Annotated in this window: 16 protein-coding genes; 12 read left to right on the top strand and 4 right to left on the bottom strand. The window is 51.4% G+C overall.

The genetic code is table 11. From position 1 onward, the window contains the following. The first annotated feature begins 68 nt into the window (after positions 1–68). From D515_RS22545 to D515_RS22570, 6 genes are all read left to right on the top strand, one after another. Positions 69–1,883, top strand: coding sequence for a protein-disulfide reductase DsbD (locus D515_RS22545; protein WP_002541984.1), 1,815 nt, complete (start codon positions 69–71; stop codon positions 1,881–1,883). 135 nt (positions 1,884–2,018) lie between these two features. Beyond that, positions 2,019–2,657 carry a response regulator transcription factor gene (locus D515_RS22550; RefSeq protein WP_002541985.1) on the top strand — a complete coding sequence of 213 codons (639 nt, stop codon included), beginning with the start codon at positions 2,019–2,021 and terminating at the stop codon, positions 2,655–2,657. A gap of 138 nt (positions 2,658–2,795) precedes the next feature. Continuing rightward, positions 2,796–3,428 (top strand): MarC family protein, encoded by a 633-nt coding sequence (locus D515_RS22555; protein ID WP_002541986.1) that lies wholly within the window; start codon positions 2,796–2,798, stop codon positions 3,426–3,428. 191 nt (positions 3,429–3,619) lie between these two features. Next, positions 3,620–3,892 carry a DUF4212 domain-containing protein gene (locus D515_RS22560; protein WP_002541987.1) on the top strand — a complete coding sequence of 91 codons (273 nt, stop codon included), beginning with the start codon at positions 3,620–3,622 and terminating at the stop codon, positions 3,890–3,892. A gap of 12 nt (positions 3,893–3,904) precedes the next feature. After that, complete coding sequence (locus tag D515_RS22565) at positions 3,905–5,632, top strand: sodium:solute symporter family protein (RefSeq protein ID WP_002541988.1); 1,728 nt, start codon at positions 3,905–3,907, stop codon at positions 5,630–5,632. 138 nt (positions 5,633–5,770) lie between these two features. Next, complete coding sequence (locus D515_RS22570; protein ID WP_002541989.1) at positions 5,771–6,262, top strand: hypothetical protein; 492 nt, start codon at positions 5,771–5,773, stop codon at positions 6,260–6,262. Positions 6,263–6,289: 27 nt separating this feature from the next. Here the strand turns inward: D515_RS22570 and D515_RS22575 are convergent, their stop codons facing one another. The 3 genes from D515_RS22575 to D515_RS22585 form a co-directional block, all read right to left on the bottom strand. Next, positions 6,290–6,508: a hypothetical protein gene (locus D515_RS22575; RefSeq protein ID WP_002541990.1), complete on the bottom strand. Its 219-nt coding sequence runs from the start codon at positions 6,506–6,508 to the stop codon at positions 6,290–6,292. A gap of 1 nt (position 6,509) precedes the next feature. Beyond that, a complete protein-coding gene (locus D515_RS22580) occupies positions 6,510–9,959 on the bottom strand; it encodes a hybrid sensor histidine kinase/response regulator (RefSeq protein WP_002541992.1) in 3,450 nt (1,149 codons plus the stop codon). 109 nt (positions 9,960–10,068) lie between these two features. Then, positions 10,069–11,235 (bottom strand): 3-phenylpropionate MFS transporter, encoded by a 1,167-nt coding sequence (locus D515_RS22585; RefSeq protein WP_002541993.1) that lies wholly within the window; start codon positions 11,233–11,235, stop codon positions 10,069–10,071. A gap of 183 nt (positions 11,236–11,418) precedes the next feature. Here D515_RS22585 and D515_RS22590 point away from each other — a divergent pair, with 183 nt between their 5' ends. From D515_RS22590 to acs, 3 genes are all read left to right on the top strand, one after another. Continuing rightward, entirely contained in the window at positions 11,419–13,221 is a 1,803-nt protein-coding gene (locus D515_RS22590; RefSeq protein WP_002541994.1) for a DUF294 nucleotidyltransferase-like domain-containing protein, read from the top strand. Position 13,222: 1 nt separating this feature from the next. Continuing rightward, positions 13,223–13,843, top strand: a complete 621-nt coding sequence (locus tag D515_RS22595; RefSeq protein WP_002541995.1) for a 3'-5' exonuclease — start codon at positions 13,223–13,225, stop codon at positions 13,841–13,843. A gap of 236 nt (positions 13,844–14,079) precedes the next feature. Further along, the gene (gene acs, locus D515_RS22600) at positions 14,080–16,029 is read left to right on the top strand and encodes an acetate--CoA ligase (RefSeq protein ID WP_002541996.1); all 1,950 of its coding nucleotides are present in this window, start codon (positions 14,080–14,082) and stop codon (positions 16,027–16,029) included. Positions 16,030–16,056: 27 nt separating this feature from the next. On the opposite strand, the gene D515_RS22605 is transcribed toward acs, so the two are convergent. Further along, positions 16,057–16,617: a cytochrome b gene (locus D515_RS22605; RefSeq protein WP_039850566.1), complete on the bottom strand. Its 561-nt coding sequence runs from the start codon at positions 16,615–16,617 to the stop codon at positions 16,057–16,059. 640 nt (positions 16,618–17,257) lie between these two features. Here D515_RS22605 and aroQ point away from each other — a divergent pair. The 3 genes from aroQ to accC are packed head-to-tail and all read left to right on the top strand — an operon-like array spanning position 17,258 to position 19,560. Continuing rightward, positions 17,258–17,713, top strand: a complete 456-nt coding sequence (gene aroQ / locus D515_RS22610) for a type II 3-dehydroquinate dehydratase (RefSeq protein ID WP_039850575.1) — start codon at positions 17,258–17,260, stop codon at positions 17,711–17,713. Between the two features lie 26 nt (positions 17,714–17,739). Further along, the gene (accB, locus tag D515_RS22615; protein ID WP_002541999.1) at positions 17,740–18,201 is read left to right on the top strand and encodes an acetyl-CoA carboxylase biotin carboxyl carrier protein; all 462 of its coding nucleotides are present in this window, start codon (positions 17,740–17,742) and stop codon (positions 18,199–18,201) included. A gap of 12 nt (positions 18,202–18,213) precedes the next feature. Continuing rightward, positions 18,214–19,560 (top strand): acetyl-CoA carboxylase biotin carboxylase subunit, encoded by a 1,347-nt coding sequence (gene accC, locus D515_RS22620; protein WP_002542000.1) that lies wholly within the window; start codon positions 18,214–18,216, stop codon positions 19,558–19,560. Positions 19,561–19,611: the final 51 nt, after the last annotated feature.

The following is a 19,611-nucleotide window of genomic DNA, read 5'->3' on the forward strand; positions in this document are numbered from 1 at the left end:
TTGGAAACGAATTCGGGCTTTCCCGGTCTCAGTGATATAGTTCATTCAATTTTTAAGAAACCGTTTTGATGAAGGCTATGTCCAAAATAGGCTCACGACTTTTTGCGATTTTTGCGCTGGCGCTGATAAGTGCCCTTCCCGCCAAGGCGGAATTTACCCTTTTCAATTCTCCGACACCGGCGGCGGGCAATGCGCCTGCGTTCGTTCCGGTAGATCAGGCATTTACTTTCAACTTTACCCAGCAAGGCGATCGGGTATATCTCGATTGGCAGGTTCTGCCTGGTTACTACCTCTATCAGGACAAAATAGAAGTCGTTCCCAGTGAAGACGCCAGAATTGGCGCGCTGGATATGCGTCAGGGACAGCCTTACGAAGACGAGTTCTTCGGCGAGGTCTCGATTTACAAAGAGCCGCTGACAGTATCAGTACCTTTGCTTGAAGCGACGGATAACTCGCTGCTGAAAGTGACCTACCAAGGCTGTGCAGAAGCGGGATTCTGTTACCCGCCAGAAACTGTCACCGTCCCATTAATCGCAGTAGCCGCTGGCAGTGAAGCGCCACCAGCACCTGTTGTCAGCGCACCAGTTGAACCCGCAAAACCAGCCACCTCTGGCTCAAGTTCGTCTTCCACAGAAGTGAGCAGCCTCGCCGATAACTGGTGGCAGCCTTTGCTGTTTTTAGGCTTGGGCATTGGTTTGGCGTTTACACCATGTGTGCTGCCGATGTACCCGATTTTGACCGGTATCGTATTGGGTGGCGGTAAGAAAACTCATGGGCAGACCTTCCGTCTTTCCATGCTCTATGTACAGGGTATGGCGCTGACTTACACCCTGCTAGGACTGGTTGTCGCTTCGGCTGGCTTACAGTTTCAGGCGGCTTTCCAACACCCTTATGTGTTGATTGGCTTGAGTGCGCTCTTTGTGCTGCTGGCACTGTCGATGTTTGGCGTGTTTAACCTGCAACTTCCGGCCAGTCTTCAAACCAAGCTAAGCGAAATCAGCAACCAGCAAAAAGGCGGAAGCAACCTTGGTGTGTTCACCATGGGCGCGATCTCCGGGTTGATTTGCTCGCCATGTACCACTGCGCCACTGTCCGGAGCACTTTTGTATGTCGCTCAAAGCGGTGATCTTCTGACAGGTGCAGTTACACTCTACGCACTGGCATTGGGTATGGGCATTCCACTTATCATCGCGGCGATGTTTGGAAACAAACTGCTGCCAAAAGCTGGCGGCTGGATGGACAGAGTCAAAGTCTTCTTCGGTCTGGTGCTCTTGGCAGCGCCTATCTTCCTGCTGGAGCGTCTGCTGCCAGAAAGCGTCAGCGTGTGGCTGTGGGCAGCATGGATGTTGATATCACTCGGCTGGTTGTATCACATCAGCCGTACACTCCAGCCAGGCAAGCTCGCCAGTGCACTCGGAATTATCGCGATCCTCGGCCTGAGTGGGGGCGCAGCTTACACCTATAACGCCGTATTTACGCCTGCTGCGAAAGCCGAAGTGCCATCGGTCGGGTTCATTAAGATTGCCAATATCGACGATCTAAACCGAGAACTCGCGGCAGCCAAATCCGCAGGCAAGCCTGTGATGCTGGATTTCTACGCCGACTGGTGCGTGGCGTGTAAGGAGTTTGAGAAGTACACCTTCCACGATGCGAACGTGGCACCGGAGCTTAAAAACTTCGTTTTGCTGCAGGCTGATGTGACGGCCAACCGCCCGCAAGACATCAAAATGCTGACTTCCCTTAACGTGCTGGGCTTACCCACTATCGATTTTTGGGATGCCAACGGGAATCCACTTCCTGATGCGCGTTTGACCGGATTTATGGAAGCTAAACCCTTCCTTTCCCATCTTGAGCAAAATCAGTTGATTAACAAACAAGGCTGATTGCACACAAACTTGATCGCCTCGACATTGCCCACAAATGACGGGGGATCAAGCTCTTACTTCCCACCTATGCAAATTGATCAATCCCTACCCCGGTGTTAGCGTTTTTGTTAAAGAGGTATTAACGAAATCGCCATGGACGCTCAATACACCATTGTCATCGCTGACGACCACCCTTTGTTTCGCAATGCACTGTTTCAATCTGTGCATATGGCGATCAGTGGTGCCAATTTGCTGGAAGCAGACTCGCTAGACAGTCTGACTGCCCTGCTTGAAAAAGAACCCGACATTGATTTGCTGCTGCTGGATCTGAAAATGCCCGGCGCTAATGGCATGTCCGGTCTTATCCACCTTCGTGTCCAATACCCAGAGCTCCCCATCGTAGTGATTTCAGCCAGTGAAGAGGCCAGTGTGGTCCGTCAGGTGAAAGCCAATGGCGCGATTGGTTTTATTCCGAAATCCAGCGACATGCGCGAGCTGATTAACAGCCTCAACCACGTGCTTGAGGGTGAAACCTGTTTCCCTGCCGGGATTGATTTCAGTGATGACAGCGATGAAGAGTCACTGATGGATAAAATCTCTTCTCTCACGCCGCAGCAATACAAAGTACTCAACATGCTCAATGATGGCCTGCTGAACAAGCAGATTGCCTATGAACTAGATGTGTCTGAAGCAACGATTAAGGCTCATATGACAGCCATTTTCCGCAAACTTGGGGTGAAAAACCGCACTCAAGCGGTCATTCTCTTGCAGCAAATGGACCAAGACGCTTAACGTCTCCCCGCACACTAAATCGAAGATTTTCTCAATCCCCTTCAGGCGCCGTTCAGTCAACTCGTGTACAATCACGCCTCATGGCTCGTCGTCCTGACGAGCCCTAATTGACCTTCTCTTGGTTCCAAGGAGGCCAACATGTTAAGCGCACTTATCACCCAATTTGTTGTTCTCTGGGCTGTTATCGATCCTATTGGCTCAGTCCCTGTTTATCTCTCACAAACCAGCCATATGACTGAAAAGCAACGGCGAATCGTGGCTTTGAAAGCCGTTGGTATTGCAACGCTGATACTACTGTTCTTTCTGATTGCCGGGCAGTTTTTACTGGAAGCCATGCAAATCCCTTTACCTGCCTTTCAGGCAGCAGGTGGGCTTGTATTACTACTGTTTGCCTTGAGCATGATTTTTGGTGAAAGCAAACCCGATCAGGAAACCAAACTATGCAGTCACTCACTCTCACATTCTGATCTGGCCGAAGCGGCGGTATATCCTTTGGCGGTGCCTTCTATCGCCTCACCAGGTGCCATGATGGCGATTGTCATGTTGACCGACAATCATCGTTTCGCCGTAATGGAACAAGTTGTCACCGCAGGCATTATGCTACTGGTATTAATCGTCACTTTATTACTGCTTTTCAGCGCTGGATTTATCCATCGAATCATCGGCCGCGTGGGCGCTTCGATCATAAGCCGCGTTATGGGTCTCATCCTTGCAGCCGTTGCAACAAGTAATTTGCTACAAGGCATACTCGACTTTTACACCTTAGCCTAAAGCCTATTAGACCTTGGTCTAGCTTAACATTTCATTAACACGATATTTCCTTGTCTCAAATCACAGAAACCCCCTGATAGCAGGGGGTTAGCCTCATTTCTCAGTCGACTAAAGTTGCAGTGTCTCCTTGTACCTTGGCTGCTATTGTCGAATCGTAACAATCCGTTAACTCGTCACTTAAGGAGATGGTGATGTCTGAGGAACAGAAACAAGATAACGCCAAAGCCTATTGGCAAAAGAACGTCAGGCTGATGATTTATTTGCTTGCCGTTTGGTTCGTGGTGTCGTTTGGATGCGGCATCCTGTTTGTTGATCAACTCAATGAAATTCGTATCGGCGGCTATAAGCTGGGCTTCTGGTTCGCACAACAGGGGTCAATTTATACCTTCTTGGCCATCATTTTTATTTACGCCTTTCAGATGCGCAAACTCGATAAAGAGTTTGGCGTAGATGATGACGAGTAAGGAGCAGTAGTCATGGATTTGAAAACCGTTACTTACCTTGTCGTAGGTTTCACATTCGTTCTCTATATCGGGATCGCAATCTGGGCCCGCGCAGGTTCTACCAAAGAGTTCTATGTTGCTGGCGGTGGTGTAAACCCTGTTGCAAACGGTATGGCAACGGCAGCGGACTGGATGTCTGCAGCTTCGTTTATTTCAATGGCAGGTCTGATTGGCTTTATGGGATACGGCGGTTCTGTATTCCTGATGGGCTGGACAGGCGGCTACGTACTTCTGGCACTGCTGCTTGCGCCTTACCTGCGTAAGTTCGGTAAGTTCACTGTTCCAGAGTTCATCGGTGAGCGTTTCTATTCGAACACAGCACGTGTGGTAGCCGTAATCTGTCTGATCATCGCATCGGTGACTTACGTTATCGGTCAGATGAAAGGTGTGGGCGTGGCATTTGGTCGCTTCCTGGAAGTTGACTACGCAACAGGCCTTTACATCGGTATGGCTATCGTATTCATGTACGCCGTACTTGGCGGCATGAAAGGTATCACCTACACCCAGATTGCTCAGTACTGTGTCCTGATCCTGGCATACACCATTCCAGCTATCTTTATCTCGCTGCAACTGACTGGCCACCCTCTGCCACAAATTGGTTTGGGTAGTACCATGTCCGGTACGGATACCTATTTGCTCGACCGGCTCGATCAGGTGGTCTCTGAACTTGGGTTCAGTGAATACACCACATCAGTCCGCGGTGACACCCTTAACATGTTCGTTTACACCATGTCACTGATGATCGGTACTGCAGGTCTACCACACGTCATCATTCGTTTCTTCACAGTACCAAAAGTACGTGATGCGCGTATCTCTGCAGGTTGGGCACTGTTCTTCATCGCGATTCTGTACACCACTGCACCAGCAGTTGCAGCAATGGCGCGTCTGAACTTGATGGACACCGTTAACCCTGCACCAGGCCAGCACCTTGCTTATGACGAGCGTCCTGACTGGTTCAAGAACTGGGAAAAAACGGGTCTGCTTGGCTTTGATGACAAGAACAACGACGGCAAGATCAACTACACCTCTGATAAGTCTACGAACGAGCTGAAAGTTGACCGTGACATCATGGTTCTGGCGAACCCTGAAATCGCGAAACTCCCTAACTGGGTTATCGCGCTGGTTGCAGCGGGTGGTCTGGCAGCGGCACTGTCAACAGCAGCAGGTCTGCTTCTGGCTATCTCGTCGGCGGTATCGCATGACTTGTTGAAAGGGGTCTTCAGGCCTGATATTTCAGAGAAAAATGAGCTCATGGCGAGCCGGATTGCGATGGCGGTAGCGATTGCCTTCGCGGGTTATCTGGGTCTCCATCCACCGGGCTTCGCAGCCGGTACGGTCGCCCTCGCCTTTGGCTTGGCCGCCTCGTCAATCTTCCCTGCACTGATGATGGGTATCTTCTCCAAGTCCATCAACAAGGAAGGTGCGATTGCCGGTATGATCGCAGGTATCAGTGTGACACTGTTCTACGTATTCCAGCACAAAGGCATCCTGTTCATCGCGGACTGGAAATACCTGGAAAGCTGGGGCAGTAACTGGTTCCTGGGCATTGAGCCAAATGCATTCGGTGCTATTGGTGCGCTCGTGAACTTCACAGTAGCTATCGCGGTTTCCCGCGTTACCGCAGAAACCCCACAACACGTTAAAGATCTGGTTGAGCACGTTCGTATCCCTGGCGGTGCGGGTGAAGCGCAAGACCACTAATCAATAACGCTGAGCACTTAGATAAGAGCGTCACGTTAACGCTAAAAAGCCCCGCTCAGGGGCTTTTTTTATCCTCGAGGGACTACCGCACTATGGTATGTTACCCCTTAGCCCAAGGACGAAAGCGAACTCTTTATCATGTTAAAAAACAAACACGTAATTGCCGCCATGCTCGTGGCCCCAATTCTGGCCTTGATAGCCTATTTTGGCGTGGACTTAGCAGTCAGTGAGAAACCCCACGCAGCCAAAGAAGGGGAAACCTACAAACTCGCTGCCGACTCAAACTGTCGATACACCAGTGGTATTTGCTCGCTTGAAAATGGCGACTTCAAACTCAAGCTGCGTTCAGAAAGTCTGTCTGACAGTGAAGTGGTGTTAAAGCTGACGTCAGAATACCCATTGGAAGGGGCAAAAATCAGTCTTATCCAGAAAGAAGGCGACCGTTCAAATCCGGTCGATATGGATGTTAACGGTGCAAACACAAAAGAATGGTGGGTTGATCTGCCAGCACCGAACTCAGAAGACAGTGAAATCCATCTGGTCGTGAAATCAGACGGTACGCTGTATTACGGTGAAACGACGGCAGTTTTCGTCGAGTACAAAACACTGTTGAACGAGGAGCAGCAATAAGCCGCTCCTAGGTTTCCAGCAGTCATTTTACTGAGTGACGAGGTAGAGTTTGGTGGCGGTTAGAATTTCCGCCACTCTCGCTTCGTGTTCTTGCTCTGACAGCCAAAAAGTCACATCCACCCAGCCATCTGTGCCCATCTGATCAATTTCAACCAGTTGGATTTCTCCAGTCACTGGATCCCAGGTCCCTTCGACCCGTACCAAGCCCACATCGGTATCTAATCGGGGAATCGTAAACGCTTCCATATCAGCTTACCCCTTGTTGAAGCAGCGCTCTTAGTTTCAGCGGTTTCACGGGTTTGGCGATATAACCAAAGCCTAGCTCCCGCACCAGATTTCGTGTTTCTTGTGTTCTGTCGGCGGTGATCACTGCACCGACGAAGTCATCTCCCAGCATTTCACGGCAACGTTGCAAAACATCGAGCCCCGTCAGTTCCGGCGCCAAGTGATAGTCACTGAGGATGGCATTCGGCCTCTGGCCTTGTTCAATCAACGCAACAACGCCATCGAGATCTTCTGCCACATCAACCTGACACCCCCACCGTGTCAGCAGACTTTCCATACCCGCCAGGATGTCCCTTTCATTATCTACACAGAGCACGCGAACCCCAGCGAGTGGCTCACTATTTTTGTCCTTTTCTTCACGCTCAACGCCAGTGTCACAAACCTGAGGCGCAGATTCGATGCGGGCTGTAATGGAAAAAACGGTGCCTTCTCCCGGCCAGGAACGCAGGTTGAGAGGCTGGTTCAGAATACGGCTGATCCCGCGGGCAATCGCCAGACCGAGGCCTAAACCGAGCTCAGCACCTTTACGGTCAATGCGGGTAAATTCATTGAAGATGTCCTGCTGCATTTCTTGTGGAATGCCCGGACCGTTATCCCACACCTCGATGCGGCACTGCGAACCATGACGACGCACACCCAACAGCACACGGCCATTCGGGTTGTAGCGAAAGGCATTGGTGAGGAAGTTCTGCAATACGCGGCGTAGTAATCGTCTGTCAGAGCGAATGCGAAGGCCCGTTGGCTGAACACGGAAATCGACGCCCTGCTCGTTAGCGATAACGCCAAATTCTGCGGCCAGCGTTGAGAAGACTTCATCTAGCTCGAAGTTGGTGATTTTGGCCTTCATCTTGCCCGATTCAATGCGGGAAATATCCAGCAAATCACCAATAAGATCTTCTGCCGCTCCTAACGCACTCTCGATGTGACCCGCCATTTTTTGGGTTTCTTTTTCTTCAGCCATTTCGTTCAGGGAGGACGCAAAAAGACGCGCGGCGTTCATCGGTTGCATCAAGTCATGACTTACTGCCGCCAATAGCCGGCTTTTCGATTGCGAGGCCTGCTCGGCCTTGGCGGTGGCACTGATAAGGCGACGGTTCAAGGTTTCAAGCTCTTTGGTCCGCTCTATAACCCTTGCTTCCAGTGTTTCATTGGATTGCTTCAGCGCTTCTTCTGCATCTCGGAAGGCGGTGATGTCAGTAAAGCTCATGACGAATCCACCGCCCGGCATCGGATTACCCTGCACCTCAATCACCCGGCCATCAGGGTGAACACGGGAAGAAGTATGCGGCGAACCTTGACGCAAATAGCCCACGCGTTTTTTTACGTGCTCTTCAATATCACCAGGGCCACACAAACCGCGCTCGGCGTTGTAGCGGACCACATCCGCAATCGGTCTGCCAACCTGAATCAAATCCGGCGGGAAATTGAAAAGCTCCACATAACGCTGGTTCCATGCCACCAGCCTGAGTTGTTTATCGACAACGGAAATACCCTGACTGATGTGTTCGATTGCGCCTTGAAGCAAGCCACGGCTGAAATCGAAAAGCTCGGAAGCTTCATCCACGATGGTGGCGATTTCCTCCAGCTGCATGTTCCTGCCCTGCAGCGCAGAAGTCAGTACCAGCTTGGCAGACGATGCACCGAATACACCAGCCAATACACGTTCGGTATGACGAATCAGCGCAGCACTCGCCTGCTGCTGTGGCAACAAGACTTCACCGCGTTGCTCGCCGAAGGTGCGGAACGTCTGGCGCATGCGGGTGCGTCCAACAAAACGGGCGGCCAGCATTTCAAGCTCCGCCACTGTCACACGGCTTTGATACAGGCTGGAATCATCTCCTTCCGGGAGCGGCGTACCAACAAAACTCGCTGCTTGCAGACGTTCACTGAGCGAAGGTCTCGTCGCCATCGACACCAGCACAAAGCAGAAGGTATTGACCATCACACTCAGGATCATGCCCCAGTTCACCGGGCTTAATGACTGGAAGAACGGGATATCCGGCGGTGCCAGAATCCAGAGCACCAGGTTGGTATCTTCGTTGCCGGCCAACATGCCCGTCTGCATCATCAGGGTCATCAACCAGACAATAAAGCCGGCGAAGAGCCCGGCATATACGCCTTTCTTATTGGCCTGACGCCAGTAAATTCCCGCGACAAGCGGCGGCGCGAACTGGGCAATTGCAGCAAAGGAGAGAAAACCAATCGCCGAGAGCGACGGTACTTCGAGGATCAGTTGATAGAAGCCCCAAGCCCCGATAAGTAAGAGGAAAATCAGCGCGCGGCGCACGTTCAGCAACAAACCGGAGAATTGCGTAAAGTTGCGATTCGACACCCGCATGCGGCGCAGCAGTTGTGGCAGTACCAGATCGTTCGACACCATGATCGCAAGGGCAATGGTCGACACAATTACCATGCCGCTTGCCGCCGATGCACCACCCAAGAATGCCAGCAGTGCAATGCCCTCATTGCCGGTGGAAAGCGGCAGCTGAATAACATGGGTTTCAGCAGACATATTAGGCAGGAAGGCCTGACCTGCATACGCCAATGGCAAAACGAACATGCCCATCAACACAAGGTAAAGCGGAAACACCCAGCGTGCGGTGTGCAAATCCTGCGCACGGGCGTTTTCTACTACCATGGTGTGGAACTGGCGTGGCAAACAGATAATCGCCGCCATGGTCAGCAGAGTATGAACCAGCAATGCGCCCCAATCCGGTGCTCCGACGACATTGGCTTCTTTCAATGTCGGCAATGGCCCTGGAGCATCGAGTAACAAGCCCACAGCAAAGAAGCCCACAACCAAAAACGCCACTAGCTTGACGATGGACTCAAAGGCCACCGCCATCATCATGCCGCGGTGGTGCTCGGTAGAGTCGATATGGCGGGTACCAAACAACACGGTAAACATCGCCAGTGACATGCAGACCAGCCAGGCAATTTGTCCTTCGTTAAGCCCTGCACTCTCGCCAATGTCAGGCGCAATCACATCCAGTCCCATGGTGATCCCGCGAAGCTGCAGCGCGATGTATGGCAGAATACCAACCACCGCTATCACAGTGACCATCACCGCTAGGCCTTGGGATTTCCCATACCTGGCGGCAATAAAGTCGGCAATCGAGGTGATGTGCTCGCGCTTGGCGATCAGGATAATCCGGGCGAGAAACCGCCAGCCAATGGTAAAAACAAGAATTGGCGCAAGGTAGATAGGCAGGAATGACCAAGGCTGACTCGACGCCTGCCCCACGGTGCCAAAGAAGGTCCAGGAGGTACAATAAACGGCGATAGAAAGGCTGTATATCCATGGACGCCAGCCACGTAGCCAGCGCGGTCGACTATCTCCATACCAGGCGATAAGAAACAAAACGCCCAGGTATGCCAGTGCCACAGGCACCACTATCCATCCCGCCGACATAATCCCTTCCATGACAAACTTTTAACTAGAGTCTGTTTACCATGCTCTCAGTTGTACAACAACGCGCCACTTTATCTCCGTGAGCGAGCTCTAAATGCGTACCGCAAATTCAGGACCTTACTACTTCTTCCGCGGTGTCGGCTTTCAATGTCAGCAGGAGAACAGGCAAGCCAAGAAGCGCCATGGCATAGAAGCTGTCCCCGCCTAACTGTTCGTAGAGTTCACCGCTCACGACCGTCAGCAGTGCCATGACCACCCCCATGGGGATTGCGCTATACAATGCCTGCAACGCCATGATCTTGTCGCTTGCCTGCTGCTGGATATAGCGCATCGCAGCGATATGGGCGACGCCAAACGTCAGGCCATGAAGTGACTGTGCCGTAAACAGCACACCGAGATCGGTGCTCCACCCAGTCAAACACCAACGCAGAATCACCGCCAGCGCTGCCAGTCGAAACAGTGATTGTACCTGCCAACTTCCGAATACCTTTGCGGCCAGTGCAAACATCATCACTTCCACCACTACGCCAAAGCTCCACAGGTAGCCCACCATCACGTCGGAAACGCCTGCCTGGGTCCAATGAATCGCGCTGAATGCATAATAAGCGGCGTGGCTGCCTTGAATGAAGGAGACGATAGCAAGAAACACCAACACGGATTTCACGCGAAGTACCTGAAGCAATGGCGTTCTAACCATCGCTTGGGTTTCTTCCTTCGCGGGTAGTTGCTGAGGCGAAGACAGGCTCCAACACCAGGTCAACAGTAACGCCCCAGCAGCGAGAGGTACAATGATTGGCGGCCCAAATCGCTCCACCAAGGTTCCTGCCATCATGGAACCCACCACAAACGCCAGCGAGCCCCAGAGCCTCGCCCGCCCGTAATCAATCAGCTTCCGGCGGTTGTAATGATTGGCTAATGCATCTGAAACGGGAATAGACGGCCCTATCACGCTGTTAATCGCAATAGAAAGCGCGGTTAGCCAGAGTAAATCCGGCGTTGCCATCAAATGCAGAAAACCAATCACTGTGGCTAAAAATGACAGCCACCGAATAGCGGGAAGCAAATGCTCAGGTAAGTGAAAACGAGGCGTGAGGGTCAGGTTCACCACAAAGCGCGCCATAACGCCTGCGCCCAACACGATACCGATGTCATCTGCAGAGAGGCCAAGCCACGCCAGCCATACTGACCAAAAAGGCAGATAAACCCCGAACGCAAAGAAATAGGCGCCGTAATAAATAGATAGCCAATGGTAGGGGGTGGGACGGGGGTAACTCATTCTGGCGCATCCTTTCTGCCGCAACGAGGATGGCTATTTTGACAGCGATTCATCCAAACTTACAGTCTCAACTTAGCATGGATTAATAGACTAAAGTCGGCTGGCAAGGCAACGGGTCGTACGACACACTGAGAGTTGCAAAGACGCGCTGCGCGCGTGGTTAATAACACGGAGTTTGCCGCCATGCCTGAACCGTTCGACACTTCCTCTCCCCCATTTGACCGCCTTGATGCCAAGCAAGCAAAGCATCTGCTGTCCTCATTGGATATCGCCTATTACCGCCGTGGTGATGTACTGATAGAAAAAGGGGAAGGCAATAATGCCCTTTATATCGTCATCAAAGGACGCGTTCAGGAGGTCAATCCTGATACCAAGGAAGTGCAGGCGCAGTATATTAAAGACGATCTGTTTGATGCCCGTGCGCTGCTGAAAGGCCATGCACACCACAGATACCGCGTGGTAGAAGACACGCTTTGCTATGTACTGCCCAAAGCCGTGTTTCTCGAACTCTATGACCAAAACCAGTCGTTTGCTGACTACTTCAATACCAGTTTCAGTAAACGAAAACGCATGCTGGAAAAGGCGCAACAACAGCAGAACCTTGCCGAATTCATCCTGACTCAAGTGGATGAAACCAACATCCAGCCCATCATGACCATGCCCCACGGCACCTCGATTCAGGATGCCACGTTAAACCTTCGCCGCGAGCGTCAGGACTGCGCACTGGTCGCCCTCGAAGGCAAGCCGCACGATATTGGCATCATTACCCGAACCAACTTGCTGCACGCATTGGTTGAGGATGGCTGCACCTTAGCATCTCCTATCGGAGAAGTTGCAACTTCTCCGGTCATCAGTGTCGAGATGGGCGAGTACCTGTTCAACGTGATGATCCTGATGACCCGCGACCGGGTAAAACGGGTGCGCGTCACCGAAGATGGCGAGACGGTCGGCATGCTGGATATGACTCAGGTGCTGAGTCTCTTTTCCACGCACTCTCACGTACTCACACTCCAAATCAACCGCGCACACTCGATTGAGGAACTGGCGCTCGCAGCCAATAACCAACATCAGCTCGTCGCCAATCTCACGAATAACGGCATCCACACCCAATTTGTCATGGAGCTGATTTCCGCCGTCAACGAACAGATCATCGAAAAAGCCTTCCGTCTCACCATTCCAGAAAGCTTCCACAATCTATGCTGCCTGTTTGTGATGGGCTCGGAAGGGCGCGGTGAACAGGTACTGAAAACCGATCAGGACAACGGACTTATTCTCGCTGACGATGCCGATTGGCCCGACGTTCAACATTACATGGAAAGATTCAGTGAAGTGCTGAGTCGTCTCGGCTACCCGCCCTGCCCCGGCAATGTCATGGTTAACAATCCGCGCTGGGTGAAAACCCAATCTGAGTGGATGAAAGAAATGGTCGCCCTGAGCAAAATTTCTGACGAACGCACCCTGATGGACCTAGCCATCATTGCTGACAGTCATGCGGTAGCTGGCAATAAAACGTTGCTGGAGCCTGTGATGGAAAAGCTTCATGCCACACTCAAAAACAATATGCTGACGCTCAATACCTTCGTCCGCCCCTGCCTTGCGTTCCGTGTTCCTCTGACGCTTTTCGGTAGCCTAAAGGCGGATAAAGAAGGGTTGGATGTCAAAAAAGGCGGCATCTTCCCGCTGGTGCATGGCGTTCGCACCTTGGCACTGGAAAAAGGGCTCACCGAAACCAATACCTTTGAGAGACTGGATGCACTGGTCGAATGCAAGGCACTGGATCAGGAAACCGCCAATAACCTCTCTGAAGCGCTAAAGCTTTTCGTGAAGGTGCGCCTGAAACAACAGCTCGACAGCGATGCCAGCACGGGCAACCAGTTAGACGTCACCCAGCTTTCACGCACAGAACGGGATTTGCTGCGAGATTGCCTCGGCGTGGTGAAAAAGTTCAAAGAACGGCTGGCTTCGCACTATCAGGTAAGGGACTAGCATGAACCTGGTGGAAAGGCTATGGCTCAGGTACAAGTGGCGCGACAGCGAGTATGCCCCCCTGTTTTCTTCGCCCAGTGATGAAGAGTTGGTGTCATTGGATTGCGAAACCACCAGCCTGGACCCACACAAAGCCGAACTGGTCACCATCGCTGCGACTAAAATCCGCGGCAATAAGATTGTCACCAGCGAGCCTTTCACCATTTCCCTTCGCGCGCCCAATTCACTGAGCGCCCAGTCGGTAAAAATTCACGGCATCCGACATCAGGATCTGAGCGATGGCGTCTCAGAAAAAGAAGCCATGCTCAAGCTGATCGAGTTTATTGGTAATCGGCCTATTGTGGGTTACTACATCCAGTACGACAAAGCGATCCTTGACCGCTATGCCAAAAAGCATCTTGGCTTCAAACTGCCCAACCGCACGATAGAAGTGAGTGACATATACCGTCGCAAGCTGGAACACATTTTGCCGAATGCCTATTACGACCTGAGTATGGAGGCGATAGGACACCACCTCGACCTGCCCCTTTCCGGGCGGCATGACGCCCTCGATGATGCCATTAGTGCGGCTCTGATCTATGTTCGACTAAAGTACGGTGATGTACCAATGCCCACTTATTGATAATTTCCCCGCAACCCGCTGCATGTAAATGAGAGCGACGCCTCACTGTGACTGTTGAAAGGTCACAAAACCCAGAGAAAACGGCCTCTTCATCCTAAAGTCTAATTGTCGAGAATCCCTAACTATCCGACCTTAATGGAACAAGACCGTTAGACCGTACCCTATATTCTAATTTGTCGTGGTCGAATATTTGACGATGCCAGACAGCATCACGCAGGAACACAAGGAGAAAGATAATGAGTGAGGTTCACCTGCATCCGGTTATGCCGGAAATCGAAGCCAAAGCGCACGCAAACAACGACACCTACCGCGAGATGTATCAGCAGTCTGTTGTTAACCCAGAAGGATTCTGGCGTGAGCATGGCCAGATCGTAGATTGGATCAAACCTTTCACTAAGGTGAAGAACACCTCTTTTGATACCGGACACGTCGACATCAGATGGTTCGAGGACGGCACACTAAACGTTTCTGCCAACTGTATTGACCGCCACCTTGAGACAAAAGGCGACCAGGTTGCCCTGATCTGGGAAGGCGATGACCCGAACGACGACAAATCGCTGACTTACAAAGAGCTGCACACTGAAGTGTGTAAGTTCGCCAATGCACTAAAAGGCCAAGGCGTGCGCAAAGGCGATGTAGTGTGTCTTTACATGCCTATGGTAATGGAAGCGGCGATTGCGATGCTGGCATGTACCCGCATCGGTGCCGTTCACACCATCGTATTCGGTGGCTTCTCTCCAGAAGCACTGGCTGGCCGTATCGTCGACTCCAACGCAAAAGTGGTTGTCACTGCCGATGAAGGCGTGCGCGGCGGCCGTGCGGTACCATTAAAACAAAACGTGGATGCAGCGCTTGCAAACCCATCAGTCACGTCAGTTGAAAAAGTCGTTGTTTACCAACGCACTGGTAACACCATCGAGTGGAACTCAGACCGCGATGTATGGTGGCACGAAGCAACAGCCGTGGTGTCTGCGAACTGTGAACCAGAAGAGATGAACGCAGAAGACCCGCTGTTCATTCTGTACACGTCAGGCTCTACCGGCACACCAAAAGGTGTTCTTCACACCACCGGTGGTTACCTGGTTTACGCGACCATGACCTTCAAATACGTGTTCGACTATCAGGAAGGCGAAGTCTTCTGGTGTACTGCTGATGTAGGTTGGATCACTGGTCACAGCTACCTGATCTACGGGCCGCTGGCAAACGGTGCGAAAACCATTCTGTTCGAAGGCGTGCCTAACTACCCATCAACTGCCCGTATGAGCGAAGTGGTTGATAAGCATCAGGTGAACATTCTGTACACCGCTCCAACCGCAATCCGCGCCCTGATGGCGAAAGGTAACGAAGCGGTTGAAGGCACCAAGCGTGACTCACTGCGCATCATGGGCTCTGTGGGTGAGCCAATCAACCCAGAAGCGTGGGAGTGGTACTACAAGACAATCGGTGACAGCAAGTGTCCTATCGTGGATACCTGGTGGCAAACTGAAACCGGCGGCATCCTGATCACTCCATTGCCAGGCGCTACCGCATTGAAGCCAGGTTCGGCAACTCGTCCGTTCTTCGGTGTTCAGCCTGCACTGGTTGATAACATGGGTAACATCATCGAAGGCGCGACCGAAGGTAACCTGGTCATGCTAGATTCTTGGCCGGGCCAGATGCGTACCGTTAACGGTGACCACGAGCGTTTCGAGCAAACCTACTTCTCAACCTTCAAAGGTATGTACTTCACCGGTGACGGTGCACGTCGTGATGAGGACGGTTACTACTGGATCACAGGCCGTGTAGATGACGTACTGAACGTTTCCGGTCACCGCATGGGTACCGCAGAAATTGAATCTGCACTGGTGGCATTCGACAAGATTGCAGAAGCGGCAATTGTTGGTGTTCCACACGACATCAAAGGCCAGGCTATCTATGCCTACATCACGCTGAATTCAGGTGAAGTGCCAAGTGCAGAGCTGACCAAAGAAGTGAAAGACTGGGTACGTAAGGAAATCGGTCCTATCGCGACACCGGACTTCATCCATTGGACAGACGCACTGCCGAAAACCCGCTCAGGCAAAATCATGCGTCGTATCCTGCGTAAGATTGCAACCGGCGATACTGGCAGTTTGGGTGACACTTCTACCCTGGCGGACCCAAGCGTGGTCGACAAACTTATCGCAGAGAAATCCAGCGTGGTATAACCACCAAGGTTTGATCCCGAAGGGCCGCTATACGCGGCCCTTTTTTTGGTTGAAATGCATGACCACAGGCTTGGGTGGCATCAATCGCGCTAACAGGTTATCGCGCAGCCAGAACTGGTGATACAAAGCGGCACCGATGTGCATGACCACGATAATCCCCAACACCGCACAACTTGCCCGGTGAACAAAGAAGAAGAAATCATTAATGACCATATCAGTGACCGGATTAGGTATCTTCACCAGCCAGAAGAACCAGTAAGGCTCTTTAAGCATCAAATAACCGGAAACAAACACCAAGAACATTAAAAGGTAGATAACACTGTGGATGAACTTGGCGATGTTTTTTTCAAACGTAGTCGTTGAGTTAACCGACTCAACTTTTGGGCGAAAATAACTCCAAACCCATCGCATGATGAACAAGACAGTACCTATCGTTGCAAATGACATGTTCAGCACAGATAGCACATCAAACGCCTTCGTCCCCACGACCAAATGCATGACATAACCCGCCACCGTCGTATAAATGATGATGGCCGCCATACTCCAATGTAACAATCGACTCAATGAGTCATAGCGCTTCTGAATCATATTCCCCTCCCAATAATCTTGGGGCTCGCACCCAATGACGCTTGCTAAAACGAGGTGTTGCAGCACCTCAATGCCTTAATTATCGTACAGGTGAATCATTTTTTGAGCACTTAATTGATTAGTTTTTAGATAGTGCGGTATCGCTTCCGTAAACAGAACGGCATCCCATTTAAAAACCTAAAACCCCGCTACATTGAGCCAGAAATAAAAAAATAGTGGATTATATGGCATGAAAATTGAGCCTAACTACTCACCTTGACTAACTATTTCATCCTTAAGGTATTTCGATTTAATGTCTCAATAATTAGACAAAAAGAGCACCAAAGAGGTCGGTAAGATGAGTGGCGAAAAACAGTGCGTTTAAAACGCCGGATGAGATCTGCCTAACAGATTCACCCTCCTAACTGGTCATTTCGTGAACTACTGCCACGAAATGTCTGTCATATCTGCGTAATCTGTACGCTGGATTGTCAGATTTTGTCTGATAAGACCAGTATTTTGCTGCCATTTGCGGTGAATTCTCTATAATTGCGAATCAGCAGATGGCTGGAGTGCCATTTTTCAGGTTCTCGCACCCTTGGGTGCTGAAAAGCAGAAGTTAACGCCTTTTCGCAACAAGAACAGGAACAAAGCGATCAATATGACGACAAATCGCAAAGTTTTACTTATCAATGGTCCGAACCTGAACATGCTTGGGGTTCGCGAACCAGGCCATTACGGACAGCAATCGTTAGATCAGATCGTCGCCGATCTGACGACACTAGCAGCATCTTTCAATATCCAACTTGAACACGTGCAGTCCAATGCGGAGCACGTCCTGATTGATACCCTCCATCAGGCCATGGGAAAGGTTGATTTCATCATTATCAACCCAGCCGCGTTCACGCACACCAGCGTGGCGTTGCGAGATGCCATTCTCGCTGTCGGCATTCCCTTTATTGAGGTGCACCTTTCAAACGTTCACGCCCGTGAGCCATTCCGTCATCACTCTTACTTCTCTGATAAAGCAGAAGGCGTGATAGTCGGACTGGGCGCTGACGGTTACGAATTTGCTCTACGTGCGGTCGCCAAGCGTCTGCAAGCAGAGAACAACTGAACAATAATTTCAAAGAGATAGACATCATGGATATTCGTAAAATCAAAAAACTGATTGAGCTTGTTGAAGAATCTGGCATCGCTGAGCTGGAAATCTCTGAAGGTGAAGAGTCAGTACGCATCAGCCGAGCAACCGCGCCAGTTGCCACTCAGGTATACGCAGCACCCGCAGCCGCTCCTGCTCCAGTAGCGGCACCAGCAGCGCCTGCGGCGGCTCCGGCAGCAGAAGCACCAGCAGTTGAAGCAGAAGTTGCGGGTCACCAGGTTCTGTCTCCAATGGTGGGTACTTTCTACCGCTCTCCAAGCCCAGAAGCGAAGTCTTTCGTTGAAGTGGGTCAATCAGTCAATGTTGGCGATACCCTTTGCATCGTTGAAGCGATGAAAATGATGAACCAAATCCAAGCAGACAAAGCGGGTGTAGTGAAAGCTATCCTGTGTGAAGACGGCCAAGCAGTAGAGTTTGACCAAGCTCTGGTCATCATCGAGTAATCGAGGACAGCTATGTTAGATAAAATTGTCATCGCTAACCGCGGTGAAATTGCGCTTCGCATCCTTCGTGCGTGTAAAGAGCTCGGCATCAAAACGGTTGCCGTTCACTCCACCGCCGATCGCGATCTGAAGCACGTATTGCTGGCAGACGAATCTATCTGTATCGGTCCTGCATCAAGCGTTGAAAGTTACCTGAACATCCCACGCATTATCAGTGCTGCAGAAGTGACTGGTGCGGTGGCTATCCACCCAGGTTACGGCTTCCTGTCAGAGAATGCAGATTTTGCAGAGCAGGTAGAGCAATCAGGCTTCATTTTCGTTGGTCCTCGCGCTGAAACTATCCGCCTGATGGGTGACAAAGTGTCTGCCATCAACGCGATGAAAAAAGCGGGCGTACCTTGTGTACCAGGTTCTGATGGTCCGCTTGACGACGACGAGTCTAAGAACAAGGCTTTCGCAAAACGCATCGGCTACCCTGTGATCATCAAAGCATCCGGTGGTGGTGGTGGTCGCGGTATGCGTGTGGTTCGTTCTGAAGCAGAACTGACTGACGCTATTGCCATGACCCGCGCAGAAGCAAAAGCTGCCTTCAACAATGACATGGTTTACATGGAGAAATTCCTAGAAAACCCACGCCACGTTGAAGTGCAGGTTCTGGCTGATGGTCAGGGCGGTGCGATTCACTTAGGTGAGCGTGACTGTTCGATGCAGCGCCGTCACCAGAAGGTTGTTGAAGAAGCGCCAGCGCCGGGTATCACTGCTGAAATGCGCAAGTACATCGGTGAACGTTGTTGCCGCGCGTGTCTGGAAATCGGCTACCGCGGTGCAGGTACGTTTGAGTTCCTGTACGAAAACGGTGAGTTCTACTTCATTGAGATGAACACCCGTATTCAGGTTGAACACCCTGTGACCGAAATGGTAACCGGCGTTGACCTGATCAAAGAGCAGCTTCGCATTGCCGCTGGCCAGCCTCTGTCATTCACGCAAGATGACATCCAAATCCGCGGCCACGCGATTGAGTGTCGTATCAACGCGGAAGACCCAGAGCGCTTCCTGCCAAGCCCAGGCAAAATCGATCGCTTCCATGCGCCAGGCGGCATGGGTGTGCGTTGGGAATCTCATGTGTACTCAGGCTATTCAGTGCCACCACACTATGATTCCATGATTGGTAAACTGATCTGCTTTGGTGAAAACCGTGACGTGGCCATTGCGCGTATGCGTAACGCCCTGCAGGAAACCATCATTGATGGCATCAAAACCAACATTCCTCTTCAGCTGGAAATCATGAAAGATGAGAACTTCCAGCACGGTGGTGCAAACATCCACTACCTGGAGAAGAAGCTGGGCATTCAGAAGTAATTCTGAGCCAAAGCCAAAAGGTCGCGTTTACGCGGCCTTTTTTGTTTTTCG

The organism is Grimontia indica (assembly GCF_000333895.2).
Lineage (GTDB): Bacteria > Pseudomonadota > Gammaproteobacteria > Enterobacterales > Vibrionaceae > Enterovibrio > Enterovibrio indicus.